Genomic DNA, 26880 nt, shown 5'->3' on the forward strand with positions numbered 1-26880 from the left:
CCCCCCCCCCCCCCCGGGCCCCGCCGCGATCGGCCATCCCTGGCCGGGCGCGGCTAACCCGGCATCCATGCCGGGTTGCCCACTGCGCAGAACCTCCACTCGGCCTCACGAGGGGGCGAACACCGCGAAAAGCCAAAGCGAGGCGGCCTGACAGCCGACCTGGCTTTGGCAAATGCCCTGATCTCCTGTGGGAGCGAGCCTGCTCGCGATGGTCGTCAACGATAACGCGTGCTGCCTGAATGATCGTGATGTCTGGATGTTTTTCGCGAGCAGGCTCGCTCCCACAGGGGATCGCGGGCAAGCCTGAAATCAGGTCGGCTGTCAGGCCGCCTCGCTTTGGCTTTTGATTTAGGCGCCCCGTAAAACCACGATGGCCGAACGCAGGCATTGCTCCGTGGGTAAACCGGCAGGACGCCGGTTTAGCCGCGCTGGGCCAGGGATGGCCCATCGCGGCGACCCACGGAGCAATGCCGGAGAGAGGGCATGCCGAGCCTAGGCGAGGCACCGAGTGGTGGGGCAAGAGCCTTTTGGTTACTTTTGGCTGGGCCGGCATTCCGGCTCTTTCAAAAGTGACCCGCCGTAAGGGCGGAACCGCCAGCAGCCATCACCTGAAAAATGGATATACCCCCAATCCAATTCCTATTGACCGCCGGTTTTATTGAACGGGCAGATGAACAAAAACGCCGCGACTGTCGTAAAAACGACCTGTTTACGCTGAACGCGAACCCTGATCAGTTTTCTGTTGAACGAGTGTTCAGCCTGGACTATGTTCGTTCCACCTTCTCTCCCGGCTGGTTGCGGGCTTGCGTTTCTTCATTTCGAACGAGGCACTGGCATGCGGTTTTCACCCTTTGTTGAGCGGATATCAGGCCAGGGCGTCGACGCCTGGGATATTCACTACGCGGCCTATGAAGCGCGACGCCGAGGCGAGGATGTGATCATTCTCAGTATCGGCGACCCGGATTTCCCCACCCCCGACTTCATCACCGATGCCGCCATCCAGGCCTTGCGCGAAGGTGACACCCACTACACCGAAATTGCTGGCCGCCCGGCCTTGCGCGAAGCCATCGCGGCACGTTGCGGCAAGTTATTCGGCCGCGAACTGCAAGCTAACAATGTGATTGCCGTGGCCGGGGCGCAGAACGCCTTGTTCGTGACGTCGATGTGCCTGCTCAGTGCCGGCGATGAAGTGATTGCCCTTGATCCGATGTATGTCACTTACGAGGCGACGCTCAAGGCCTCCGGCGCGACGTTGGTGCGGGTGCCGTGCTCGGCGGACGATGATTTTCGCCTGGATGCGGCAGTGCTGGCCAAAGCCATCACCCCGCGGACCCGGGCGATTTTCCTGTCCAACCCGAATAACCCCACCGGCGTAATGCTCAACCGCGAAGAGCTGCAAGCCATTGCCGAGCTCGCCATCGCCCACGACTTATGGGTGGTGGTGGACGAGGTCTATGAGAGCCTGGCCTTCGAGCGCGACCATCTGAGCCTGGCGGCCTTGCCGGGCATGGCCGAGCGTTGTGTGGTGATTGGCAGTCTGTCGAAATCCCACGCCATGACCGGTTGGCGAATTGGCTGGATCGTCGCCCATCCGGCCCTGGTCGCCCATGCCGAAACCTTGGTGTTGAGCATGCTCTACGGCTTGCCGGGGTTCGCCATGGAAGCCGCGTTGAAAGCCGTCGAGGCTCACGACGAAGTCACCCACGGCATGCGCGACATCTATCGCCGGCGTCGTGATCGAGTGGTAGCGGGGCTGTCGGATTGCCCTGGCATCTCTGTGCTCAAGCCCGATGCCGGCATGTTCGTGCTGGTGGATGTGCGCGGTACCGGCCTGACGTCCCTGGAGTTTGCCTGGCGTTTGCTGCGCGAGGCGCGGGTGTCGGTGCTGGATGCCGCCGCCTTCGGCGAACCGGCCCAAGGCTTCGTGCGGCTGTCGTTCACCCTCGGTGAAGAACGACTGGCCGAGGCCTGCCAGCGTATTCGCGATTTTGTCCTGGTGCTCAAAGGCGAAGCGCCAAGGCCGGTTATCAGCCGCGTGACCAGCCAGGCGACAGTCGAACCGGTGGCCGCCCGGACCATGATCGAAGTCGAGCAGCTGCACAAACGCTTCGGCAACATCGAGGTGCTCAAGGGCGTGTCCCTGACCGCCCGCGAAGGCGAGGTGATCTCGCTGATCGGTGCCAGCGGCTCGGGTAAAAGCACCTTGCTGCGTTGCATCAACATGCTCGAAGTGCCAGATCAGGGGCGCATCCTGGTGGACGGCGAAAGCATTCATCTGAACCACTCCCGCCCCGGCGCGCCGCTGGTGTCCGATGCCAAACAGTTGGTACGCATCCGTTCCAGCCTGGGCATGGTGTTCCAGAACTTCAATCTCTGGCCCCATCGCACGGTGCTGGAAAACCTCATCGAAGCGCCGACCCAGGTCCTGCGCGAGAGCCGGGCGGAGGCCACTGAACGGGCCGAAGCCTTGCTCGAACGCGTGGGGCTGGCGGCCAAGCGCAACGAGTACCCGGCGTTTCTCTCGGGGGGGCAGCAACAACGGGTGGCCATCGCCCGGGCCCTGGCCATGCGGCCCAAGGTCATGCTGTTCGATGAACCCACCTCGGCACTCGACCCGGAATTGGTCGGGGAAGTGCTGCGGGTGATCCGCTCTCTCGCCGAAGAAGGCCGGACCATGATCCTGGTGACCCATGAAATGGCCTTCGCACGCGATGTCTCTTCCAAGGTCGCCTTCCTGCATCAAGGCCTGATCGAGGAAACCGGTTCGCCGGACGAAGTGTTCGTACACCCACGCAGCGAGCGTTGCCGGCAATTCGTCAACGCTCATCAAACTCGCTAAAAACAACAAAAGACGGGGCAAAAAAATGGGAAATCGACGTTTGGCAAACTGGTTGACTGGCGCGGCCTGCTTGATGCTGGCCGGAATGAGTGCGGCCCAGGCGCAACCGATCAGGTTCGCGGTGGCGGCCGAACCCTATCCGCCGTACACCGAGAAACAGGCCAACGGTGAATGGAAGGGCTTTGAAGTCGACCTGATCCACAAGCTGTGCAGCGAAATGAAGGCCGATTGCGAAATCAAGGAAGTGTCATGGGACGGGATCATTCCGTCGCTGCTGGCGAAGAAGATCGACGTGATTTTCTCCTCGATGTCGGTGACTGAAGAACGGGAAAAACAGATTGCCTTCAGTAAGGCTTACTACGACACGCCGGTTGCGATTGTTGGCCCCAAGGGCACTACCGTCGCCAAGTACCCGGACGACCTTAAAGGCAAGACCATTGGCGTACAGAACTCAACGGTCAGCGCCAGTTTCCTCAAAGCCCATTACGAAAAAATTGCCGACATCAAGTATTACGACACCCAGGATTCGGCCAATGCCGACATGGTAGCCGGTCGCCTCGACCTGATGATGGCGGACGGTACGGCCATGACGGCGTTCATGAAGTCCCCGGACGCCGAAAACCTGGCCTACCTCGCCACGGTTCCTTATGACCCGCTGTTCGGCAAGGGCGTGGGTGCCGGCATTCGCAAGGACGATACCGAACTCAAGGCCAAACTCGACAAGGCAATCCAGGCTTTGCTGGCGAGCAAGGACTATGACGATCTTTCCCAGAGCTACTTCGGGGCCAGTGTGAAGCCGGCGTTCTAATGAACTGAACACAATACCTGTGGGAGCATGGCTTGCCCGCGATGGGGCCCTTGAGGCCGCCAAAAGCATCGCGGGCAAGCCATGCTCCCACAAGGACCGGTGGTGCTTTGACTGGAGAGTGAAATGCCAGCAATGTTCGATTTGATCAATTTCAGCGAACAAGGATGGGGCGGGGCGCTGCTCAAGGGGCTCTGGATGACCCTGCAGATCTCCGCCGGGGCCTTTGTGCTCGGGCTGGCCATCGGTCTGGTGGTGGCCTGCCTGAAATTGGGCGCGCCAAAACCGATTGCCGCGCTGGCCCGTGGCTACACCACGCTGTTTCGCGCGGTACCGGAGTTGTTGCTGATCCTGTTGCTGTACTACGTCGGTTCCATGTTGCTCAACTCATTGATGACCTCGCTCGGCTACGGCGTGGTGAATGTCAGCGGGCCGCTGGCAGCCATTGTGGTGCTGGGCCTGGTGCAGGGCGCCTACGCCTCGGAAATTTTCCGCGCGGCGATCCAGGCGATTCCCTTCGGCCAGATCGAAGCGGCAAAGGCCTTCGGTCTGCACGGTTTCGCCCTGTTCCGTCGCGTCACGCTGCCGATCATGGCGCCCTACGCGATGGCCGGGATGGCCAACCTGTGGATCAACCTGATCAAGGACAGCGCCCTGATCAGTGTGGTCGGCACCAACGAGCTGCTGTACACCGCCAAGCAAGGCGCGGGTTCTACGCGTCACTATCTGTTGTTCTACCTCACGGCTGCCGCGCTGTATTACGTGGTGACACTGGTGTCCAACTATTTGTCGGGACGGCTGGAGCGACGCATTCGTCGCTGGATGCCTCTTGTTGATTAAACCGGCAGAGAGAATGAAATGATTCCAGCATGGATCGTTGAATACGCGTCGCTGTTGCTCCGTGGGCTGCAAACGACTATCGCCATTCTGGTGATTTCCAGTGTGTTCGGTTATGCACTGGCGGTATTGGTGGCGTTGGCGCGGATTTCGAAAAACAGGGTGATCGCCAAGGTCAGCCTGTTCTACACCAGTGTGACGCGCGGTACGCCGTTGCTGATCCAGATCTACATCTTCTACTACGGAATCGGCAGCCTGTTTGCCCAGTTCCCGCTGATTCGCGGCAGCTTTCTCTGGCCTTATCTGCGCGACGGTTACTGGTACATCGTCTTCGCCCTGGTGGTGTCGATGGGCGCCTATGTCGGTGAAGTGATTCGTGGCGGCCTGCTGGCGGTACCCAAAGGGGAAATGGAAGCGGCCTCGGCCTTTGGCATGACCGCGCGCCAGGCCCTGTTGCGGGTGCGGTTGCCCCGGGCGCTGCGTCTGCTGTTGCCGACCCTGGCCGGCGAAACCGTGATGCTGCTCAAGTCCACGGCGCTGGCTTCGACCATCGCGGTGATCGACCTGCTGGGCGCGGCCAACGTGGTGCGGGCGCAGACCCTGCAAGTCTACGAGCCGTTGCTGCTGGTGGCCGGCGTCTACGTGTGCCTGACATTCCTGATCGAAGGGCTGTTTGCCTTCGCCGAGCGGCGCGGAACGCCGGTGCGCAGGTCCGCGTGATGAACAAGCCAGTGGTCGATCGTTCGCTGCAAGGCATTGGCCTGTGCACCCTGGGGTATGCGTTTCTGTCCTTGCAGGACGCCGGTATCAAATGGCTGGTAGCCGATTATTCGGTGTTCACCATCCTGTTCTGGCGCGCCCTCGTGGTGGCGGTCGCCTGCCTGCTGGTGGGGCGCCTGCAACTGGTGCAGCGTGCCTGGCGTTCCTCCAGTCGGCGCTTGCTGGTGGTGCGCGGTTTGCTCTCGATCGCCGCCTGGCTGCTGTATTACACGGCGGCGAGGGACCTGACCCTGGCGGAGATGACCACCCTGTATTTCTCGGCACCGATCATGGTCACGGTATTGGCAACGGTGATTCTCAAAGAGCGCGTCAGCGGTTGGCAGTGGTTCACCCTGATCATCGGGTTTGTCGGCGTGGTGATTGCCTGCCGTCCCGACAACATGACCGATCCGTTGCCGATTGTGCTGACGTTGCTGGCGGCGATGTGCTGGGCGTTCACCTATATCCAGTTGCGCCAGGTCGATGAGCAGACCTCGGTGCTGGAGCAAATGCTGATCACCAACGTGGTCTTCGTCATTTGCATGGCGGTGGCGTTGCCCTGGACCCACACCCCGGCACCGACGCCTGCCTGGCTGGGCATGCTTGGCGCCGGCTTGATGGGCGGTATCGGGCAATTCCTGTTGTTCGCCAGCTTCCAGCGCGCCACCGCGACTGTGCTGGCACCGTTCGAGTACACCGGGCTGATCTGGGCGTTCCTGCTGTCGAGCCTGATCTGGGGCACGTTGATGGATGTATCGTTGATGATCGGCGCCGGCCTGATCGCCGTCAGCGGCACCCTGGCGATGATTTTCGGCCGGCATGCCTCCCAGGACGTCGTCGGCGCCGAATGCTCCGTGTCGCAGCCCCTTTATCCGGCAGCGGCCGATGCGCAGGCCGATGGCGGGGCGGCACACGAACCCGAGGCCATCGATCATCGCCAAAGACAGTCATAAGGGGAGGGCAAATGCATGGTGCGGGATGTTTCGTTCAACATTCTCAATAATAACGGCGATACGGTGCAGGTCGGTGCCTGGCGTTTTGAGGGCGATGGCCAGGGGCCGAAGGTGCATTTGCAGGCCGGGGTGCATGCCGATGAAATCGCCGGGATGCTGGTGCTGCACCTGTTGATGCAGCGTCTTCAGGTCGCCGAGTCCGAGGGCAAGCTAAAGGGCAGCGTCACCGTGGTGCCACAGGCCAATCCCCTGGGCATCGGCCAGTTTCGCCAGGGACGGATTCTTGGTCGATACCATGATGCGACCGGGCATAACTTCAACCGTGGATTCGACCAGTCGGCGGCGATGGAACGACCTTCGACCGTTGTCCAGCAATGGCAGCAGAAACTGGTGCAACTGGCGTCATCGGCAGATGTGATGCTCGACCTGCACACCGACGACGAAGCGCTGCCCTACCTCTACGTTCACCGCAGCTTCTGGCCCCGTGGCCGCGAGCTGGCAGCGGCGATGAAGATGGACGTGGCGATCATCTGGGATGACGGCGGCGATGGCTCCTTCGAGGAAACCCTCATTGCGCCCTGGTTGCGCGACGGCACCACCGAAGGGCGCATGGCCGCGACTCTGGAGTTGCGGGGGCAGGGTGACGTCAGCGACCGGCTCGCCCAACAGGACGCCGAGGGACTGTATGCCTGGCTCTGCGGCTACGGCGTCATCGACGACTCGGTGTCGCCCATCGATTGGCCTGTCGAGGCCGTGGAAATGGGTCACATGGAGACCCTACTGGCGCCGCAGCCGGGGGTGCTGATCTTTGAAAAGGAACTGGGTGATCTCGTCGAAGAAGGCCAGCGCTTTGCGCGAATCCTGCGCCGGCCGGGCGATCCGTCTTCCGAAGTGGTGCTGTACGCCGAGCAGACCGGGCGACTGGTCACACGTTATCGCGATCGGTTGATCTCCCAGGGCATGGGGGTGGCGAAGTTCACGGGGCGTCGGGTGTCGCGCAATTGGAGTGGTGGATTGCTGGACCCGAACTGAATTGAATTGATGAGAAAACACGGTCAGTGCTGCCTGGGCGTCTGACCACCTACCCTTAATTTGGTGAAGAACCGATCCTCTATCACTTTACTGTCGAGAACAGGATAAGGCATGTTTTCTGGCCTTTGCGGTGTGGAAATCATCAGGTCCTGGCCTTGTGAGTGTTCAAGTCTGACATCGGTAATGCCTTGCTGAAGGAGATGAAGCTCAATAGAGCGAAATTTATCCCGACGGTAATCTTCTCCTCGATTTTTAATGTTCTGCCATGTGATTGTTCTGTTTGTCTTCTGTTCGCGATAGGCACCTTGGGTATGAATGCTCTCAAATAGGGAATTTGCATTGCTGTCAACGACTTTGGCTTTTTCCGCGTCCATGAATATCAGTGCATTTTTCATGTCGAGCCGACTGTTGGGGGCCATGCCAATACTGTCTTGATCGTGAAGGTTAACTTGTCCATAAATTTTCGTGTGGGTGACACTTGAAATTTTCTGTGTTTCGTCACGGAACTTATCAAGGATATTGTCTTCATGTCGAATTTTACCCAGTGGAGAATATCCTTCGCCGCCAGCAGAAAATGTGCCTGGATAGAGAATTTGAAGATTCTGCCCACCCATCCCCAATAATATTGCGTTTGTGTCGGTGTTTTCCTCAAGCAGACATTTGGCAAATACTTCCATTGTCTGGCGCAATATATTGGATTTCACTTCATCTTGCCTGACTGCCAGAGTCCCAAGCATGAGATTACCCTCTGTATCTTTCCAGACGTTGATATGACCTACGTACTCTCCGGCTCGCAGGATCCTGCAGGACACTCCGTCAGATGAAAGATATTCTGCCAAGGGATAGTTACCGCCAAACCCACCGACAAAATCACAATGTTGGGTTTTGCAACTCAACAAAAAAGGCAAGCCGGCTTTATAGTCGTCTGCCGTTAATGGTTCAATTTGCATGTCATGAAAGGTTGCGGTTGGTATTGAGAAGCTTGTGGTCTTTTCGCTGTGCTTGTTGTTTAAAATCCTTGTCAGTGTATTTGTTTTGTCGTGATCAATTATATAGGTGATGTCGGTTTTCAGGTCGTTGAACTTGTACTCACCTCTTATTAGTTTTTGAGTGTCATAGTAACGGTTGTCGGAATTGCAAGCATCCTGAGGGGCTGACGTGACTTCGGCACGCAATAGTTGCTCGCGCTCAGCTTTCGTTATGTCGATGTTGTTGATGTGAAGGGTGTTGATTAGTTGTTCGATATTGAAAATCGATTGGCGACAGTGAACTGTTTTTGATAAGGGTTCGAACGATTGATTGATTAGAGAAGGAGGAGGGCAGAGTGTGATCGGTTTCAATTTTTGAGTTTCTCAATGTGTTTAAGGATTGTGTCGCTGTTCCCGTGAATGTTCATTCATCAAAAGAAAGTAAAGCTTTCACAAAACGCTCAAGGGGTTGAGATGTGCGCGTAGATGGTTTTGCCAGCTGTATGTGCTGAGCACGTATAAGGAAACCACCTAGCGGACTACGGTAATTGCCGTAACCAATGGTGATCACTTGAATACTCTGTCGCCGGGCCTTGCCATAGGCTGTCGGGCTCCAAAGCCTGTGGCTGTTTATTGTCGGAGCACTTCATGCGTTTTTTTGAATTGATCACCTTCACGGTGCGGGTCCGCACCGTCGCGCAAGCACTGACGCGCATTGAAGCTTCACTGGCCGACCCCAAGGTCGGCGGCACCCTGATGGGCTGCTGGGCCTCCGAGATCGGCCAGTTGAACCAGATTGCCATGCTGCGTGGTTTCGCCGACGAAATCTCGCGCCAGGCCGAGCGCGAGCGTTTCTTGTTGGAAGGCAAGGCCTTCGGCATCAACGAGTTTATGACGGACCTGCGGATCGAAAACTACAGTCTGTTTCCGTTCCTGAAACCCTTGCGTCCCGGCCAGCATGGACCATTTTACGAATTGCGCGTCTACGACCTGATCAGCTCCGGACTGCAACCGACACTCGAAGGCTGGGCCAAGGCCATCGAACCGCGTACCGCCGAACAGTACTCACCGGTGTACGCGGCGTTTTATGCCACTGACGGCGCGCTGCCGCGTTACCTGCACATCTGGCCCTGGACCACCCTGGAGCAGCGTCTGCAAGTGCGGACCCAGGCGGTGGCGGACGGCGTCTGGCCGCCGGAAAATTCAGGGCCGCAATTGCGCGACATGTGTTCGACGATTTACCTGCCAGCGGTGTTTTCGCCGTTGCAATGAGGAGGGTGGGGTGGGGGCCTCCCCATCTACATGAGTGGGGGAGTGAGCGGGTCGTTCTGGGTAGGCTGTTGGCAGGAAACATTCGAGGGATATTGAATGACCGCGCCAAATGACTCACCCGCAGGGCAAACCCGTAATGGCACCCGGCAAGTCCGGGCGGGTGTGATCGGCATGCCGCAAGTGCGCCGTGCAGGTCGTCCCGATCGCGATGCCCGGGCTTTTCTACGCATACTCAACATGGCCACACGCCTGCGCCCGGTCGAAAACTATTCGCTGCGCCAGTTGCGCGAGGTATGGCGCCTGACGTCGATGGCCCTGGGGCAACAGCTTCCGGTCGCGACGGTGAATGAGACAGTCATCGACGGCCCGGGAGGGCCGATCGAGTTGCGTATTTTCAGGCCGGACAATACCGATCAACCGCTGCCGGCATTCCTGTGGTGCCATGGTGGCGGATTTGTGGTCGGGGGACTGGATACCGCCGAATCGATTTGCCGCAGCACCACTCACAACGCCAACTGCATCAGCATTGCTGTGCGCTATCGACTGGCGCCGGAGCATGATCTGGCCGCCGGGCGTGAGGATTTTCTCGCGGCGCTGCAATGGGTCGCCCGGAACGGCGCGGCGCTGGGAATCGATACCACGCGACTGGCCATCGGTGGCGACTCGGCAGGCGGCAACATCTGCGCCGCCGTGGCCCAGGAGGCATTGCGGCGCGATGGAGCGACGCTCTGCCTGCAGGTGCTGGCTTATCCGGCGACCGACCTGCTGCAGGCGTTTCCTTCCAACGTCGAGAATGCCGACGGCTTCATGATCACCGACAGACTGTTGGCGCAGATCAAGCAGACCGTTGCCGGCTCATTCGATTCGCTCGATCCCGAAGATCCCTGGCTGTCTCCGCGCCGCCGCCGGGATTTGCGCGGCTTGCCCCCGGCATTGGTTATCAGTGCGGGTTTCGACCCTATCCGTGACGACGGGCTGGACTACGCCGCACGCCTGCGTGCGGCGGGGGTGGCGGTGGAGCTGTTGCATTACCGGGGCCAATTCCATGGCTTCCTGAATTTCGACGCCGTCATAGGCGCTGGTCGCGATGCCTTGCAGCGCATCGGCGAGTCACTGGCCGCCGCATTTCGTACCGAACCCGCGCCTGACTGTACGGTGGAAATTGGCGACACGGCATCCACGCGGCCATCGAGCCTGTGCGCGGCAATGGGTGAACTGACGGCATCGAGCCTGATGACCTGGGTGGCGACCGAGCGCTGGAGCGGCACGCTATTGCGCCAGGTGTCTCCGACGGCCGCCCGTGCCACCCGCCTGGTGCTGCGACCCTGGTGCGTGCCCTTGACCCTGTTGCGCCGCCGTCTTGTCGCTCGCTTAGACCGAAGGGTCGCTCACCGGACCTATCCAGAAACGTAAAGCTGACCAAGGAGTATTGCCGTGGGAATTCTTGATCCGTTCCAGATGTGGCGTGAAGCCGTCACCCTGATCGAAGGCGAAATCAATTCGCTGGCTTCCCGAAAGATGGAGTCGGCCGAGTTCGCTCAGGTTGCCAACCAGTTTTCCAGGGTTTCCCTAGGCATGCAGCATGTGTTCGAACGTTCTCTGGCCAGTGTCTTGCGGGGCCTGGAATTGCCCAGTCGCTCTGAAGTCGATGCGCTTGCCGGTGCCGTGCGGCGCCTGGAGGACAAGGTTGATCAATTGCTGCCATCACCCGTCAAGCCCTCACTGGTGCCTCGGCCGTCACGCACCCGTCGCCCGCCACCGCAGCCGGACACCGTACAGGTTGCGCCGAAGTCGGTGAAGCGTGCACTCAAACCGGCCACCCGGCGTGAGCCCAAAGAGGATTGAATGATGGCTCCAACCCACCCAGACCAGGCTCAGACCCGTTCCCCCGTTGGCCGGCTGCGCACCGAAGTCCAGCGGATGATCAAACGCCGCCTCAAGGGGCTCGAATACCTCGGCTCGCCAGGGCCCGCCGTGGGGATGACGCCCAAGACGTTGCTGCACCGGCGTGGCACGCTGAGCCTGTACCGGTATCACGCGACTCGCAACGACGTGTATCGGGTGCCGCTGCTGTTGGTGATGGCGACCACCAACAAGGCCTACATTTTCGATCTGGCCGAGCGCCAGAGCCTGATCGAGTTCCTCATCGGGCGTGGTTACGACATCTACGTGATGGACTGGAATGCGCCGACCCAGGCAGAGCGACACCTGCGGATCGAGGATTACGTACTGGACTTCATTCCGGACTGCATTGCCCGGGTACAGGCCGACGCCGGGGTCGAAGACGTGACGCTGGCCGGTTATTGCATGGGCGGTGTGCTTTCGACCCTCTATGCGGCGCTGCATGCGGACGGGCCGTTGAAGAATCTGGTGTGCTTCACGACGCCGGTGGATTGGTCGCAGATGAGCTGGTCGCGCGGCATTGCCAACGAACGCTTCTTCGACGTCGACCGGCTGGTCGATACGGTAGGCATCATCCCGGGTGACATGATCATGAAAGCGATAGACCTGCAGCGTCCGGCAGGGCGTATCGCCGGACACCTGCGGCTGTGGGACAACCTGTGGAACGACACCTATGTCAGGAACCACCGGATGATGGTTGGCTGGGGCCACGATAACTTGCCGCTGGCAGGCGAATACTATCGCCAGATCATCAAGCAATTGATGTGGAAGAACAGTCTGCATGAGGGCGACTTGCATATCGCAGGCCGCAAGATTGATCTGACGAAGATCAAGGTGCCTGTGCTGCATGTGATCGCCGAGCACGACACGCTGGTACCTCCGGCCTGTGCCCGGCCGCTGGTCGCGAAGGTGGGTTCGCCGGACAAGCAGGAAATCATGCTGCCTGGGGGGCACGTCAGCCTGATAGCGGGGCCCGCGGCGAAAAAACGCATGTGGCCGGCGCTCGATCAGTGGCTGGGACAGCGTTCCGTGTAATTTTCCTCCCCCCACAACCGATAAAAAACTCAAGAGAGGTGAAGTGCAATGAACCTGGGTGCGATGCTCCGCGGGCAACGGATTTTGATCACAGGCGCGTCATCGGGGCTTGGCAGTCATTTCGCCCGATTGGCGGCGAGTTGCGGCGCCCAGGTGGTGATCGGCGCACGACGTACATCGCGGCTGGAAGCCTTGGCTGGCGAACTTCATGAACTGGGCGCAGAGCACGTGACGGTCATCGAACTGGACGTAGCCTCCCAATCCTCCGTCGCGCAGGCCGTCTCCACGATTGCCGCAACGGGAAAACCGCTGGATGTGGTGGTCAACAATGCGGGAATCGGCCATGAAGGGGCGGCGATGACGCAGCCGCTCAATGAGTTCGACGATATCATCGCCACCAATCTGCGCGGCGTCTGGCTGGTGTCCACAGAAGTGGCGCGGCAATGGAAGGCACAGGGGCGGGGCGGGATTATCGTCAACATCGCCTCCATCCAGGGTGAACGGGTAATGCCGGGCGTCGCGGCTTATTCGGCCTCCAAGGCTGGCGTCGTGCATTTGACCAAGAGTCTGGCACTGGAATGGGCGCGTCATGGCATTCGCGTCAATGCGATCGCACCGGGCTATATTTCGACCGAGATGACGCAAGCGGCCTGGGAAACGCCGCAGGGGGCGGCGTTGATCAAACGCATCCCCATGCAGCGCCTGGGCACCCCGCAGGAACTGGACGGCGCGCTATTGCTCCTGGCTACACAGGCATCGTCCTGGATGACAGGCTCGGTGATTACGGTGGACGGCGGGCACCTCGTTTCGGGACTGTAAAGACCAACGCGCATTTCCCTTGTAGGAGCTGGCTTGCCAGCGAAAGCATTCCTTCAGACGATAAACGGGTTGCCTGACCCACCGCTTTCGCTGGCAAGCCAGCTCCTACAGAAGATCGCGTGTGCCATTTGGTGGGTATGCTTTTCCCTTGTAGGAGCTGGCTTGCCAGCGAAGACGTTCTTCCAGGCGATAAACAAGTCGACTGATCCACCGCATTCGCTGGCGAGCCAGCTCCTACACGGGATCGCGTGTGCTATTGGGTGGGTATGCATTTCTGTTGTAGGAGCTGGCTTGCCAGCGAAAGCATTCCTTCAAACGATAAACAGGTCGCCTGACCCACCGCTTTCGCTGGCAAGCCAGCTCCTACAGGGCGCTGATCAGCCTTTGCCGACCCGCAAAATTTCCCCCACCAACCAGTCCAGTGCCGGATCTTGCCCGCGTTGCGCCAGGTACACCACGTCCAGTTCGAACGCTTCCAGGGCAAACGGCAAATCATGCAGCTGTAGGGGCAGCAAGCTTGCGAAGTTGCGCGCCAGTTGGGTCGGCAACACCACGCAAAGATCGGAAGCCGCCACCAGATGCGCCGCCTGCAAATAGTTGGGGGTGGTGTAGACGATTTGCCGCGACAACCCTTGTTCGCCCAGCCATTGGTCGACCATGCCGCGCGTCTGGCCGCCGTGTACCCAGAGGTGACGCAGGCGCAGGAAGGTTTCGAGATCCAGTGCGTCCGTGACTACCGGGTGGTCCCGTCGCAACGCGACTTGCAGGGTTTCGCTGCGCCAGAGATGACGGGCGAAGCGTGCGGGAATTTCGTCGAATCGGCCCAGCACCAAATCGAGCTGGCCACGGTCCAGGGCGTCGATCGGCAGGCTGGGCGCCAGGGGGGCGATGTCCAGGCGCAGGTTGGGCGCGCTGTCCTGCAGGTGCCGCAACAGCCCTGGCATGCACAGCTGCTCGACGAAATCGGTCATGGCAATACGAAAGGTCTGGCGGCTGTAGCGCGGGTCGAAGCGTTCGTCGACGTTGAGGGTCTGTTCGATCTGCTGCAAGGCCGAGCGAATCGGGCCCTCCAGCGCCAGGGCCTTGGGCGTCGGTTGCATGCGTCGGCCGATGCGCACCAGCAATGGGTCATCGAGCAGCTCGCGCAGGCGCGCCAGGGCGTTACTCACGGTCGGCTGGCTGAGGGCCAGGCGCTCGGCGGCACGGGAGACGTTCTGTTCACGCAGCAACACATCGAGGATGCGCAGCAGGTTGAGGTCGAAATTGGTTGTATTCATATTCCAAATATCACACATATGAAAATGAAATTTCTCAAATAGTAGGCAGCTGCTTAGGGTGTCGGCAATCCTTCTTTTCAGTACAGGGGTGTCGGTGTGAACAACGGATTTAACGTACAACAGGCCGCGGTGGTAGGCGCCGGAACCATGGGCCGGGGAATTGTCATCAGCCTGGCCAGTGCCGGTATTCCGGTCTTGTGGCTGGACGCCAATCCGCAGATGGTCAGCGCCGGCCTGAAGATGGCCGCCGACACCTGGGCCCATCAGGTGGTCAAGGGACGCATCAGCGAAGTGCAGGCCGAGCAGAATATGGCCCGTGTGCAGGCGGTCGACAGCTATGCGGCACTGGCCGATGTCGACCTGGTGATCGAGGCGGTGTACGAAAACCTGGAACTCAAGCAGGACATTTTCCGCACCCTGGACAACACCCTCAAGCCAGACGCGATCCTGGCCAGCAACACCTCGGCACTGGATATCGACGCCATTGCCGCCGTCACCGCGCGTCCCGGGCAGGTGCTGGGCCTGCATTTCTTCAGCCCGGCGCACATCATGAAATTGCTGGAAATCGTCCGTGGCGCCCAGACTTCGCCGGCCGTGCTGGAAGTGGCCAGGCAACTGGGGCAACGACTGGGCAAGGTGGCGGTGGTGGCCGGCAACTGCCGTGGCTTTATCGGCAACCGCATGCTCAAGGCCTACGCCGACGAGGCCCGCAAGATACTTCTTGAAGGCGCGCTGCCCCGGCAGGTGGACGGCGCACTGCAGGCCTTCGGCTTTGCCATGGGGCCGTTTCGCATGTACGACGTGGTCGGTGTCGATCTCGAGTGGCGCGCCCGTCAGTTGGCCGGGCAGGGCATGGACAGTCCGCTGGTGCAGGTCGACAACGCCCTGTGCGAACTCGGCCGCTTTGGCCAGAAGGCCGGCCGTGGCTATTACCGGTATGCCGAAGGCAGTCGCGAGGCCGGGCATGACCCTGAAGTCGACGCGCTGATCGAACGAATCAGCAGCGATCTGGGCTATCGACGCCGCGTGATCGACGACCGGGAAATTGTCGAGCGCAGTCTGTTGGCACTGGTCAATGAGGGCGCGAAGATCCTCCAGGAAAACATCGCCGACAACAGCCAAGACATCGATCGGGTCTACCTCAATGGTTATGGCTTCCCGGCGGCGGTCGGCGGACCGATGAGCTGGGCCGATGGCCAGGGTCTGGCGTCGATCCGGGAGCGTCTGGAGCGTTTGCAACAACTGCACGGCGCACACTGGCAGCCGGCGCCGCTGATTGCCCGGCTGATAGCGGCAGGTAAAGGCTTTGCCGATGTGGAGGGCCAGGTATGAACTATCAGGCGCCGCTGCGCGATATGCGTTTTGTCCTGCACGAACTGTTTGACGTGGCCGGCCATTGCCGGCAACTGGACAACGGCCTGGACCGCGACACCATTGACGGTGTGCTCGAAGAAGCCGCGCGGTTTACCGCCGAGGTGGTGGCACCGCTCAACCGCAACAGTGACGAGCAGGGTTGTCGGTTGCAGGACGGTGAAGTCACCACGCCGGATGGCTTCCCCGAGGCTTACAAGCTATTTGTCGAGCAAGGTTGGGCGAGCATGACCGGGCCGGTGGATTTCGGCGGCCAGGGCTTCCCGCAAATGCTTTCGGCGAGCTTCCACGAGATGCTGATGAGCGCCTCGCTGTCGTTCCGGGTCTACTCCGGGCTGACCGAAGGCACGGTCGTGGCGCTCAATCGCCACGGCAACGACGAACTCAAGCGGCGCTATCTGGCGCAATTGGTCAGCGGCGAGTGGACCGGCACCATGTGCCTCACCGAACCCCAGGCCGGCACCGATCTGGCGTTGCTGCGCACCCGTGCCCAACCCCAGGCCGATGGCAGCTACCGACTCAGCGGCAGCAAGATCTTCATCAGCGGCGGCGAGCAGGACCTCAGTGACAACATCATTCACCTGGTACTCGCCCGTTTGCCCGATGCACCGCCCGGGGTCAAAGGGATCAGCCTGTTCCTGGTGCCCAAGCGGCTGGTCAACGCCGATGGTTCATTGGGTGAACGGAACGCCCTGAGCTGTGGTGCGCTGGAGCACAAGATGGGCATCAAGGGGGCGTCCACCTGTGTGATGAACTTCGACGGCGCCACTGGGTGGCTGGTCGGGCAGCCGAACCAAGGACTGGCCTGCATGTTCACCATGATGAACGATGCACGGTTTCAGGTCGGGTTGCAGGGCCTGGGCATTGCCGAAGCGGCGTTCCAGGGCGGCCTGGCCTATGCCCGCGAACGCTTGCAGTCGCGTTCGATCAGCGGCCCGGTGGCGCCGGATAAACCCGCCGACCCGATCATCGTTCACCCGGACGTGCGGCGCATGCTGCTGATCCAGAAAACCCTCAGCGAAGGCTGCCGCATGCTGGCGGTCTACGCTGCCCGGCAGCTGGATCTCGAACACGGTGCCCGCGACGAGGTGCAGCGTGACGCCGCGACCCGTCGCGCCGCGTTGCTCATCCCGATGATCAAGGCGTTTTTCACCGACTGCGGCCAGGAGGTTGCCAGCCTGGGCGTGCAGCTGTACGGCGGCCACGGATTTATCCGCGAGTGGGGCATGGAGCAGCTGATGCGCGACAGCCGCATCACCCAGCTTTACGAGGGTACCAACGGCATACAGGCGCTGGACCTGATCCGCCGCAAGCTGCTCGGTGATGGCGGCAGCGAACTCAATGCACTGATTGACGAACTGGCCACCCAGGTGGCACTGGCTACATCGCAACCCGAGATGGCCGAGCGGGTCGGGCAGCGCCTTGCAGAATGGCGAAACCTGGGCGATGCGGTGCTGCAAGCCTGTCGCCGCGATCCCGAAGAGATCGGCGCCGTGTCGGTGGATTTCCTCGCTTACTCGGCGTACGTGATGCTGGCCGCCCTGTGGTTACAGGCGGCTGTGCGTGCCACTGAGGCCTTGGCGGCCGGCACCGGGGAAGTCGCGTTCTACCAGGCCAAGCTGCAATCGGCGGACTTCTACCTGCGCCGGGTGCTGCCACGGGCCGGTGCGCATCGTGAGGCCTTGCTGGCCGGTGCCGGTTGCCTGATGGCCATGCCTGAGACCGATTTCGCGTTCTGATCCCGCGCAACCTCACAACGACAAACGGTCCGACAACCCGCGCGGTCGATGTCTTGGCCATCGACCGCGCGACTGCTCTACAGCCACCATCTCCCGCCATCCCCCAAAAAGGGGTGGGTGCAATTCGGACGTGCTGACCACCCATTCAAGGGAGGGTCATGCATGGCCTTCTTTGGATAAGCTCCCCATACCCCAACCCCCTTGCAGGCAATCGGGGTGGAACGTGTTCAGAGAGGTGCATTGGGTGTATCGCAAATTATTTTCGCTGACAGGCAAGCCGCGCAGGCTGGATGGCGGTGCGTTGTTTGGCACGACGCCGCGCAGCGCCTGGATGGAGTGGCTGAGTCCCGACCACGACAACGAGGTCGAACTGGCCTCGCGCGCACTGCTGGTTCAACAGGACGGCCTGAACATTTTGGTCATGGCCGGCACCGATGCGTTGCTGGCGCCGCTGGCGCGCACCTGTCGCTGCCAGCGTCCAGCCATTGGGCTGCTGGACAGCCTCGCCCGTGTGGGCGTGGAAGAAGGGCAGGTCCACATCGTCGTGCTCACCCACCTGCACGCAATGCTTGGCCCGACACTGCGCCAGGCCGTCAGTGAAGGTGATACGCCTCGGTTGCTGTTCCCGGCCGCCCGCTATCTGGTCGGCCGCCAGCACTGGACGCGCGCCAACCATCCGCACCCGCGCGACAGGGCACTGTTCGTGCCGCAGATCATCAGCCAATTGCAGGGCAGTGGGCGCTTGCAGCTGATCGACGAACGCGCGAACGGCTTGTTGGGTGAGGGCTGGCGCTTTCATGTCAGCGATGGCTACACCCCGGGGCAGCTACTGCCTGAGATCGAGATGCCCGGCGGTCCGATCGTCTTTGCCGGTGACCTGGTGCCGGCCAGGCAATGGCTTGCACTGGATCTGACCACGGCCTTCGACCGCAATCCGGAAAGCCTGATCGATGAGAAGGAACGCCTGCTCGACCACCTGGTGGCCAACGGTGGACGGCTGTTCCTGGCCCGCGACCCGGGCGTCGCATTGATCAAGGTCGCCCGGGACAAGCAACACCGTTATCAACCTTTCGATCATCACCCCGTTCTGCATCGGCTGGACAGTTGAAACAACCCGCTCAAGAGGAGTCCCCAATGAAAATAATGGTTGCGGTAAAACGCGTGGTCGACTTCAACGTCAAGGTCCGCGTCAAGGCGGATGGCTCCGGCGTCGACCTCGCCAACGTGAAAATGGCAATGAACCCGTTCTGCGAAATCGCCGTGGAAGAGGCCGTTCGCCTGAAAGAGAAGGGTGTAGCGACTGAAATCGTCGTCGTCTCCGTCGGCCCGTCCACCGCCCAGGAGCAACTGCGCACCGCGCTGGCTCTGGGTGCCGACCGTGCCATCCTCGTCGATTCCGCCGAAGATCTGACTTCCCTGACCGTTGCCAAACTGTTGAAAGCTGTGGTCGACAAGGAACAGCCGCAACTGGTGATCCTTGGCAAACAAGCCATCGACAGCGACAACAACCAGACTGGCCAGATGCTTGCTGCATTGAGCGGTTACGGGCAGGGCACGTTCGCCTCCAAAGTCGAAATCAGCGGCGACAACGTGGCTGTCACCCGTGAAATCGACGGCGGTGCGCAGACGGTTTCCCTGAAACTGCCGGCCATCGTAACCACCGACCTGCGTTTGAACGAGCCGCGCTACGCGTCCCTGCCAAACATCATGAAAGCCAAGAAGAAACCGTTGGAAACCGTCACCCCGGAGGCACTGGGCGTTTCCATCGTATCCACCTGCAAGACCGTGAACGTCGAGGCGCCGGCTTCGCGTAGCGCGGGCATCAAGGTCAAGTCGGTGGCTGAACTGGTCGAGAAACTGAAAAACGAAGCGAAGGTGATCTGATGACTATTCTGGTAATCGCTGAGCACGACAACAAGGTCGTGGCTGCGGCCACATTGAACACCGTGGCAGCCGCCAGCAAAATCGGTGGTGACATTCACGTACTGGTGGCCGGCGCAGGCGTAGGGGCCGTGGCTGAAGCCGCCGCCAACATCGCGGGTGTGGTCAAAGTGCTGGTGGCCGACAACGCGGCCTACGCCAATCAGCTCCCGGAGAACATCGCACCGTTAGTCGCCAGCCTGGTGATCGAGCAACATTCGATTTACAGCCACGTCCTGGCGTCGGCCACTTCCAGCGGCAAAAACATCTTGCCGCGGGTTGCCGCGCAGCTGGACGTCGATCAAATCTCCGAGATCATCGCGGTCGAAAGCGCCGACACCTTCAAGCGTCCGATCTACGCCGGTAACGCCATCGCTACCGTGCAATCGAGCGCTGTGGTCAAAGTGATCACCGTGCGCGCCACCGGTTTTGACCCGGTCGCTGCTGTCGGGGGCGCGGCCAGCGTTGAAACCGTGGATACGGTCTATGACGCCGGCACTTCCAGCTTCGTCGGTGAGGAACTGGCCAAGTCCGACCGTCCCGAGCTGACCGCTGCCAAGATCATCATTTCCGGTGGTCGCGGCATGCAGAGTGGCGACAATTTCAAGCACCTGTATGCGCTGGCCGACAAGCTCGGCGCGGGCGTCGGCGCTTCGCGTGCGGCGGTCGACGCAGGTTTTGTCGCCAACGACATGCAGGTGGGGCAGACCGGCAAGATTGTCGCGCCGCAGCTGTATATCGCGGTGGGCATCTCCGGGGCGATCCAGCATTTGGCCGGCATGAAAGACTCCAAGGTGATCGTGGCGATCAACAAGGACGAAGAAGCGCCGATTTTCCAGGTGGCCGATTACGGCCTGGTGGCGGACTTGTTCGAAGCTGTGCCGGAGCTTGAGCGGCTGGTTTGATCTGTCCGCATTGCTTTTGTAGGAGCTGGCTTGCCAGCGAAAGCGGTTTTCCGGTCACGCTGATGTTGGCTGTGCCGCCGTCTTCGCTGGCAAGCCAGTTCCTACAAGGGCTGTGTGTTTCTCGGCACTCGCTATTCAGAACACCTGCTGATAGATCGCCCGAATATCGTCCAGGCTCAGCTCGCGGGGATTGTTGCCGAGCAGGCGTGTCTGTTTGGCGCCGTCAGTGGCCAGCGCATCGAGATCGTCCAGCGTGATGCCCATGTCCCGCAGGCGGGTTGGCAGGCCAAGGCGGCCGGGCAGTGCCTCCAGATGGTCGATCAGGGCGATGGCTTTTTCAGTCACCGTACCTTGTAGCTCCGGCAGCAGGATAACGGCCAGTTCGGCGTAGAGCGGCGCGGCGGCTTCCAGGTTGAATCGCATCACCGGCGCCAGCACGAGCGAGTTGGACAGCCCGTGGGGAATATGGAAGCGGGCGCCCAATGGATAGGCCAGCGCATGGACGGCAGCGACCGGGGCATTGGCGAAGGCCATGCCGGCCAGGCAAGCACCGAGCAACATGTGCTCGCGCGCTGCTGCGTCCTGGCCGTTGTCGCAAACGCGCAGAAGATTTTCCCCCAACAGACGCAGCGCCTCCCGGGCCAGGCAATCGGAGATGGGGTTTTTCAGGTGCCTAGAGGTGTAGGACTCGATGGCATGCACCATGGCATCGATGCCGGTGGCAGCCGTCACGGAGCGGGGCAGTCCCAGGGTGAGGTCCGCGTCCAGCAAGGCGATGTCAGGCAAAAGCGCCGGTGAGATGACCACGTTCTTCTGGCCCTCGCCGGTGGTAATCACCGACACGGCGGTCACCTCGGAGCCGGTGCCCGCCGTGGTCGGCACCAGAATCAGCGGCAAGCGCCGGCCATTGGTCTGGTCGATGCCGTAGATCTGCGCCAGGGTTTCCTCGCTACGCGCCAACAGCGCCGTCAGCTTGGCCGCATCCAGAGAGCTGCCACCGCCGAAGCCGATCACACAGTCGGCGCAGCACTCTCGGGCAGCTTGCACCGCTTCGAGGATCACGGACTCTGGCGGATCGGCCTGTACGTCACTGAAAACCTGCAGCGCAATGCCCAGTTGGGCGAACCCGCGTTCGACCGGTGCCAGCAGGCCGGTAGCCAGCACCCCGGCATCGGTGACCAGCAGCGCGGAGCGATGCCCCATGGACTGGACCTGTTCGGCGAGGCGGGCAGCGGCACCGCGTTCGATGATGATGGAGCGGGTGGTGTTGAATAGCAGGCGGCGCGTCATGTCGTCTTCCCCGTGGATTGGCCGTTGTATCGGCAGTGTCCTGCGAGGTTAAGTGTCTGATACCGAGGTTTCCCCCCCTCCGGAAGAGAGGGGTCAGTCGATCAGTTTTTGATTGCGCGCCCAGACCATGGCGTCGTAACGGCTGGAAACCCCCAGCTTGGCGAAGATATTGCGCAGGTTCCACTTCACCGTGTCCAGGGTGATGTCGAGCGTGAGGGCGATACGCTTGCTCGACATGGCCTGGGCGACGAGGCTGAGGATCTCGCGTTCCCGTGGCGTCAATTGCGGCGCTTGCCCGGGTGTCGGGGTCCGCCGCACCCGTGGCGTTGCCGGGGATGGCGCGCAGGGACCGGTGAGCTTGTCGATCAGTTCGTCCACGTACTGGCGTACAGGGGCTTGCAGGTCGCCACCGGCCAGGCGAGGCAGCAATTTTTCACTCAATGCACCCTCGTCCAGCAAGGTGCGAACCAGTCCCAGGCGCTGCCCGGTTTCCACGGCCCGACGTAGCCGTAGCAGGGAGTCCTCGGGGCGCTTGAGATCTTCCAGAACCCCGGCCGCCAACAGGTCGACGAGCACGCCCAAGCGCCCGCGGTGGAAATCGTCGGCGTAGTCCTTCACTTCATTGAGCGCCTGCAACGCGGCCTGGGAGTCTTCGCTGCTGAGCACCCGTGCGCGGGCGAGGGTGGCAATGATTGGCAATTCCGCCCGGCCTACACGTTCGCTGCCGTGCTCGCGGGCCAGCGCTTCGAGCGATTGCAACAGTTCCACGGCATGACTGCGCTGTCCCTTGATCAGGCACACGCGGATCTGCTCGCCCAACAGCTGGGCCACCGGGCGGATCTGCCCCAGACAGCGCAGGTGGGCGATTTGTTGGCGCAGAAAGTTCAGGGCGGCATCCGGGCCTTTCTGTAGCAGGTCGAGACGGCTGCGACTGATGTTGGTGCGCACGATCACGTCCGGGACAGAGGAGTGCAGCAGGCCGAAGCGGTTGGCGATCAGTTCGCGCGCGTCATCGATCCGGTCGAGTTCGTAGAACGCATCGGCCAGCAGGCTGGCACACAGGTTGGCACAGATCGAGCGAGGACCGCCTTCACGGGTGGAGCGCTCCAGCAATTCGGACACCAGCGGTTCTGCCACGCCCATCTCACCGGCGGCGATGTAGGTGGTCAAGCGAGCGGATTCTGCCACCAGCGCCATGTCGTTGCCGCGATCCTGCGGCGGGATCGGATGGATGTCGAACAGGCGCCGGGCATCGGCGTAGCGACCCGCCGTGGTATAGGCCACGGCCAGTGCTGCCAGCAACACATAGCGCAGAAAGGGGTTTTCCATCGGTGCATCGCGCACCGGTTCCAGCAGGCGGATGGCACGTTCGCTGTCGTCGTCCTGCACGGCGATGGCACCGTGGATCAACGGCAGGCCGCTGGCCAGCTCGGGATGTTCGCTCAGGTCGCTGGCCTGCAATCGGCCGAGCCAGGATTTCGCCCGGCCTGGGCGCGAGGTCAGCGACACGGTGAGGCAGGCCAGAAACAGCAGGCGTTGATGGCGAAACAGCACGTCCTCGGGCAGGCGCTCCAGCAGGCGCAAGGTCGGGGCGAGGTAGTCCAGGGTCCAGGTCGCCGGGGCGGTCCGTTCGATCACCTGGATGGCAAAATCGACATCCTCGGCCAGGCAGGCATGACGAACCGCCTCGGTCAGGCAGTCATGGCCGGCGAACCAGTGGGCACCCAGGCGATGCAAGGCACGCACATCCCGCATCCGGTGCTCCAGGCGTGCGGTGAGGAATTCGCCGAACAGGGGATGGAAGCGATACCAGATCAGGCGGTCATCGGAGTCCACCCGATAGATCAGCAGGTTCTCGTCTTCCATGCGCTGGATCAGCTCGCCGGCCCCGGTATTGCCGGTCACGGCCATGGCCATGGGGGCATTGAAGCGACGGAAAATCGACAACGTTTCGGCGACCTCCACCAGCTCGATGGGCAGGTGTGCCACCACCTCTTCGCGCAAGTAGGTCTGCAGGTCGCTGGAACGCCACACCAGGTCATTGAGGATCGAGCGGGTATCGGGACGGTTCTTGAGCATGATGACGATCAGTTGCAGGCAGGACGGCCAGCCGCTGGTCAGGTCATGAATCAGGCTCAGTTCATCGGCGTTGATCTTGTCGGCACCGAGGTTTTCTTCCACGAAAGTGCGGGTTTCGGCCAGGTCGAACGGCAGTTCGGCACTTTCGATTTCGACCACCTGGTCCATGACCCGCAGGCGCGACAGGCTCAGTGGCGGGTTGACGCGTGAGGCCAGCACCAGGTGCAGATTGCCCGGACTCTGGTCGAGCAGTTTCTGGATGAGTTTATGGGCATGGGGGGCTTCTACATGATGGTAGTCGTCGACAATCAGGTACAGCTCCTTGCTCAGCATGGCGGCCGCATCGACGATGATGGCGACCGAGGCTTCTATTGCGCTGAGCGTGTTGTCTTCGCGCAACAGGTTGATGTCGACCTCGATTCCCAGGCGCCGCATGCCTTCGAGAAAAGCCGTGCAGAAGGCTGTGTAACCCTTGTCGTCGACTGTCAGCGAAACCCAGGCGACTTCCGCGCCGGCCTTGAGGCGATCCTGGCGCCACTGGGCCAGCAGGGTGGTCTTGCCATAACCGGCTGCACCGGTGACCAACGCCAGCGTGCAGTGATGCATGCGCTTGAGTTGCGCGAGCAGGGCGCTGCGCGCCACATGGCGGGTGCCGATGCGCGGGGGGGAAAACTTGGTGGAGACCAGGTGTCTGGCGGGGGTGTCCGGCAACTTTTTATCCTCGCGCCACGGTCACGGCGACTCTCGCGCCGGGCGAAACTAGCCAACCTGTCGGTGCAGGTCAAGATTTTACGATAGTGCCATTTAAGCCCCTGTGGGAGCGAGCCTGCTCGCGAAGGCGCCAGCACATTCAACCTTTTCGGCGGCTGATACATCGGCATCGCGAGCAGGCTCGCTCCTACAGGGGGCCCGCGGTGTTTGGCCATCCGCAAAGGGAGGGACGCGAAGGGGGTCTTGTTTTCTAAGATCTGCCCAAGCCCCCATTCCGGGTGCCAACGAAGGAATCACGATGAAACTGGATAATAAAGTAGCCGTCGTCACGGGCGCGGCATCAGGGCTTGGCCTGGCCACTTGCAAGGCGCTGGCAGCCGCTGGTGCAAAGGTGGTGGGTTTCGACCTCGATCAGCAACGGCTCGACGCGGCGCTCGATGGCATTCCCGGCATCGCCGTCGACGTTTCGGACGAAGCCAGTGTCAAGGCGGGTATCGAGGCGGTGGTGCAACGCTTCGGTGCGGTGCATGTGGCGGTGAACTGCGCCGGCATCCTGGGGCCGTGCAAGACCCTTTCCAAAGGCCAGCTGTTTCCCATGGATCTGTGGAACCGGGTGCTGGGCGTCAATCTGACGGGGACGTTCAACATGATCCGTCACGCCGCATTGGCCATGTCCGCGAACGATCCCGAGGAAACCGGCGAGCGCGGGGTGATCATCAATACCGCCTCGGGCGCGGCTCGAGAAGGCCAGATGGGGCAAGCGGCCTACAGCGCCAGCAAGGCCGGCGTCATCGGCATGACCCTGCCCATCGCCCGCGACCTGGCCGAACATGGCATCCGCGTGGTAAGCCTGGCACCGGGCCTGTTCGAGTCCGGGATGTCCGCCGGTATGCCGGCAAAAGTGTCCGAAACCATCGTCAACGGGTTGCTGTTCCCGCGTCGCATGGGCCACCCGCAAGAGTTCGCCGCGTTGGTGCAGCATGTGGTGGAGAATGCCTACCTCAACGGGCTGACCCTGGATATCCAGTGCGGCACCCGCTGATCTTAAATGAACGCATCCCCCTGTAGGAGCGAGCTTGCTCGCGATGGACGTCAACGATAACGCGCCCATCTGAATGATCGCGTTGCCCTGGCGTTTTTCGCGAGCAGGCTCGCTCCTACAATTAGACCGCAGGGCCCTTGCGGCTTCGATACCAGGCCACGCCTTGTTCATCGAGGCTGACGCTGACCTCGCCGCGTATTAACAGGTGATTGAGGCACGCCAGGGTCTCGCCGGTCGCCAGGGTGAGTCGAGAGGGATCGTCGTTGCGCACGGCTGTACTGAACAGCAGCTCAAACAGGTCGACAACGCGCTTGGGCTCATCCAGGCCCTTGCGCAGAAGCTCCAGCGCGCCAAGGGCATCGGCTTGCAATTGCCCGATCCGCGTATGCAGGCCACGGAATGGCTTGTTGTGCGACGGCAACACCAACACGTCGTCCGGAACACGGCGGCGTAGCGTGCTCAACGACTCGAGCCAGTCGTGCATCGGGTCGGCATCCGGTTCGCTCGGCTGTACCGACACGTTGGACGAGATGCGCGGCAACACCTGGTCGCCGGAAATCAGCAGCTTTCGGTCCGCGTCGTACAGGCAGGCGTGTTCCGGCGAATGACCGGCGCCCACCACCACTTCCCAACAATGTCCGCCGATGTTCAGTCGCTCGCCGTCGCGAATGCGCCGGTAGCTGTCGGGCAAGGGCGAGATCATGCGACCGAAACGGCCGAAGCGCTGGCGATAGAGCTCCAGGGTCTGTGCGTCCCAACCGGCGCGCTGGTAGAACGCCAGCGTCTCTTGCGGTGCCGGTCGCCCGCTGTCGCTGGTCAGCATTCGGCATTGCAGGTATTCCAGGCGCGTCATCCATAAGCGGCTGCCGGTCTGGCGGCTCAGCCAGCCGGCCATGCCGACATGGTCGGGATGCAGGTGGGTGGCGATGATCCGGGTCAGCGGTGCGTCCTGCAGGGCACCGGCCAGCAGGGTGTTCCAAAGGGCGACCGTCTGATCATCGTAAATGCCGCAATCGACCAGGGTGGTGCCAGGCCCGTCGCCCAGAAGCCAGACGTTGATGGCCCCCAGCGACACTGGCAGCGGCAACCTGAGCCAATTCACACCCGGAACAATCTGCTCAGGCACGCCAGGTGACGGCAAGGTGGCGCAGGGGTAACTGATCGGCGCGCCGGGGCTGATCGAGGTGTCGTCCATCATTTTTCTCCTGAGGGTTTTATCGCCGACGCGCCCGGTACAGGCCTGCATTCAGCTCCATGTAATCGACTTTACCGGGAGGGGGGTAGGGGAACACCCCCCTTTCAGAAAGGGGGGTGTTCCCCTACCC

22 protein-coding genes are annotated in these 26880 nt (G+C 61.4%); 17 read left to right on the top strand and 5 right to left on the bottom strand.

From position 1 onward, the window contains the following. Positions 1-835: 835 nt before the first annotated feature. The 6 genes from GPL81_RS31745 (at position 836) to GPL81_RS23240 (ending at position 7225) form a co-directional block, all read left to right on the top strand. Positions 836-2839, top strand: coding sequence for an aminotransferase class I/II-fold pyridoxal phosphate-dependent enzyme (locus GPL81_RS31745; RefSeq protein WP_160108607.1), 2004 nt, complete (start codon positions 836-838; stop codon positions 2837-2839). A 25-nt stretch (positions 2840-2864) separates the two neighbouring features. Beyond that, the gene (locus GPL81_RS23220) at positions 2865-3647 is read left to right on the top strand and encodes a transporter substrate-binding domain-containing protein (protein ID WP_160108608.1); all 783 of its coding nucleotides are present in this window, start codon (positions 2865-2867) and stop codon (positions 3645-3647) included. 123 nt (positions 3648-3770) lie between these two features. Next, positions 3771-4484 carry an ABC transporter permease gene (locus GPL81_RS23225; RefSeq protein WP_121100989.1) on the top strand — a complete coding sequence of 238 codons (714 nt, stop codon included), beginning with the start codon at positions 3771-3773 and terminating at the stop codon, positions 4482-4484. An 18-nt stretch (positions 4485-4502) separates the two neighbouring features. Then, positions 4503-5201, top strand: coding sequence for an ABC transporter permease subunit (locus tag GPL81_RS23230; protein WP_096511615.1), 699 nt, complete (start codon positions 4503-4505; stop codon positions 5199-5201). Further along, positions 5201-6193, top strand: a complete 993-nt coding sequence (locus tag GPL81_RS23235; RefSeq protein WP_160108609.1) for a DMT family transporter — start codon at positions 5201-5203, stop codon at positions 6191-6193. The genes GPL81_RS23230 and GPL81_RS23235 overlap by 1 nt, the downstream gene beginning before the upstream one ends. 15 nt (positions 6194-6208) lie before the next feature. Further along, positions 6209-7225 carry a M14 family metallopeptidase gene (locus tag GPL81_RS23240; protein ID WP_160108610.1) on the top strand — a complete coding sequence of 339 codons (1017 nt, stop codon included), beginning with the start codon at positions 6209-6211 and terminating at the stop codon, positions 7223-7225. 23 nt (positions 7226-7248) lie between these two features. Here GPL81_RS23240 and GPL81_RS23245 read toward each other — a convergent pair whose 3' ends face one another. Continuing rightward, the gene (locus tag GPL81_RS23245; RefSeq protein ID WP_160108611.1) at positions 7249-8565 is read right to left on the bottom strand and encodes a hypothetical protein; all 1317 of its coding nucleotides are present in this window, start codon (positions 8563-8565) and stop codon (positions 7249-7251) included. A 276-nt stretch (positions 8566-8841) separates the two neighbouring features. Here GPL81_RS23245 and GPL81_RS23250 point away from each other — a divergent pair, with 276 nt between their 5' ends. The 5 genes from GPL81_RS23250 (at position 8842) to GPL81_RS23270 (ending at position 13221) form a co-directional block, all read left to right on the top strand. Beyond that, on the top strand, positions 8842-9465 hold the full coding sequence (locus tag GPL81_RS23250; protein WP_160108612.1) for an NIPSNAP family protein: 624 nt from the start codon (positions 8842-8844) through the stop codon (positions 9463-9465). 96 nt (positions 9466-9561) lie between these two features. Beyond that, the gene (locus GPL81_RS23255; RefSeq protein WP_160108613.1) at positions 9562-10878 is read left to right on the top strand and encodes an alpha/beta hydrolase; all 1317 of its coding nucleotides are present in this window, start codon (positions 9562-9564) and stop codon (positions 10876-10878) included. Between the two features lie 21 nt (positions 10879-10899). Continuing rightward, complete coding sequence (locus tag GPL81_RS23260; protein ID WP_160108614.1) at positions 10900-11310, top strand: hypothetical protein; 411 nt, start codon at positions 10900-10902, stop codon at positions 11308-11310. Then, entirely contained in the window at positions 11311-12402 is a 1092-nt protein-coding gene (locus tag GPL81_RS23265) for an alpha/beta fold hydrolase (RefSeq protein ID WP_246218968.1), read from the top strand. A gap of 48 nt (positions 12403-12450) precedes the next feature. After that, entirely contained in the window at positions 12451-13221 is a 771-nt protein-coding gene (locus GPL81_RS23270) for an SDR family NAD(P)-dependent oxidoreductase (RefSeq protein WP_160108615.1), read from the top strand. Positions 13222-13598: 377 nt separating this feature from the next. On the opposite strand, the gene GPL81_RS23275 is transcribed toward GPL81_RS23270, so the two are convergent. Further along, complete coding sequence (locus GPL81_RS23275; RefSeq protein ID WP_160108616.1) at positions 13599-14498, bottom strand: LysR family transcriptional regulator; 900 nt, start codon at positions 14496-14498, stop codon at positions 13599-13601. A 96-nt stretch (positions 14499-14594) separates the two neighbouring features. Here GPL81_RS23275 and GPL81_RS23280 point away from each other — a divergent pair, with 96 nt between their 5' ends. The 5 genes from GPL81_RS23280 (at position 14595) to GPL81_RS23300 (ending at position 20433) form a co-directional block, all read left to right on the top strand. After that, on the top strand, positions 14595-15830 hold the full coding sequence (locus tag GPL81_RS23280) for a 3-hydroxyacyl-CoA dehydrogenase (RefSeq protein WP_160108617.1): 1236 nt from the start codon (positions 14595-14597) through the stop codon (positions 15828-15830). Beyond that, positions 15827-17608: an acyl-CoA dehydrogenase C-terminal domain-containing protein gene (locus tag GPL81_RS23285; RefSeq protein WP_160108618.1), complete on the top strand. Its 1782-nt coding sequence runs from the start codon at positions 15827-15829 to the stop codon at positions 17606-17608. The genes GPL81_RS23280 and GPL81_RS23285 overlap by 4 nt, the downstream gene beginning before the upstream one ends. Before the next feature lie 244 nt (positions 17609-17852). Next, positions 17853-18716, top strand: a complete 864-nt coding sequence (locus GPL81_RS23290; protein ID WP_160108619.1) for an MBL fold metallo-hydrolase — start codon at positions 17853-17855, stop codon at positions 18714-18716. A 26-nt stretch (positions 18717-18742) separates the two neighbouring features. Next, on the top strand, positions 18743-19492 hold the full coding sequence (locus GPL81_RS23295; RefSeq protein ID WP_160108620.1) for an electron transfer flavoprotein subunit beta/FixA family protein: 750 nt from the start codon (positions 18743-18745) through the stop codon (positions 19490-19492). Then, a complete protein-coding gene (locus tag GPL81_RS23300) occupies positions 19492-20433 on the top strand; it encodes an electron transfer flavoprotein subunit alpha/FixB family protein (RefSeq protein ID WP_160108621.1) in 942 nt (313 codons plus the stop codon). The genes GPL81_RS23295 and GPL81_RS23300 overlap by 1 nt, the downstream gene beginning before the upstream one ends. Positions 20434-20568: 135 nt before the next feature. Here GPL81_RS23300 and GPL81_RS23305 read toward each other — a convergent pair whose 3' ends face one another. Further along, positions 20569-21723 carry an iron-containing alcohol dehydrogenase gene (locus GPL81_RS23305; RefSeq protein WP_160108622.1) on the bottom strand — a complete coding sequence of 385 codons (1155 nt, stop codon included), beginning with the start codon at positions 21721-21723 and terminating at the stop codon, positions 20569-20571. 93 nt (positions 21724-21816) lie between these two features. Beyond that, the gene (locus GPL81_RS23310) at positions 21817-24513 is read right to left on the bottom strand and encodes a winged helix-turn-helix domain-containing protein (protein ID WP_160108623.1); all 2697 of its coding nucleotides are present in this window, start codon (positions 24511-24513) and stop codon (positions 21817-21819) included. 298 nt (positions 24514-24811) lie between these two features. On the opposite strand from GPL81_RS23310, the gene GPL81_RS23315 reads away from it, so the two are divergent. Then, the gene (locus GPL81_RS23315) at positions 24812-25555 is read left to right on the top strand and encodes an SDR family NAD(P)-dependent oxidoreductase (protein ID WP_160108624.1); all 744 of its coding nucleotides are present in this window, start codon (positions 24812-24814) and stop codon (positions 25553-25555) included. A gap of 121 nt (positions 25556-25676) precedes the next feature. Here the strand turns inward: GPL81_RS23315 and GPL81_RS23320 are convergent, their stop codons facing one another. Next, positions 25677-26801 carry an MBL fold metallo-hydrolase gene (locus GPL81_RS23320; protein ID WP_246218969.1) on the bottom strand — a complete coding sequence of 375 codons (1125 nt, stop codon included), beginning with the start codon at positions 26799-26801 and terminating at the stop codon, positions 25677-25679. Positions 26802-26880: the final 79 nt, after the last annotated feature.

It is taken from the genome of Pseudomonas izuensis (genome assembly GCF_009861505.1).
Lineage (GTDB): Bacteria > Pseudomonadota > Gammaproteobacteria > Pseudomonadales > Pseudomonadaceae > Aquipseudomonas > Aquipseudomonas izuensis.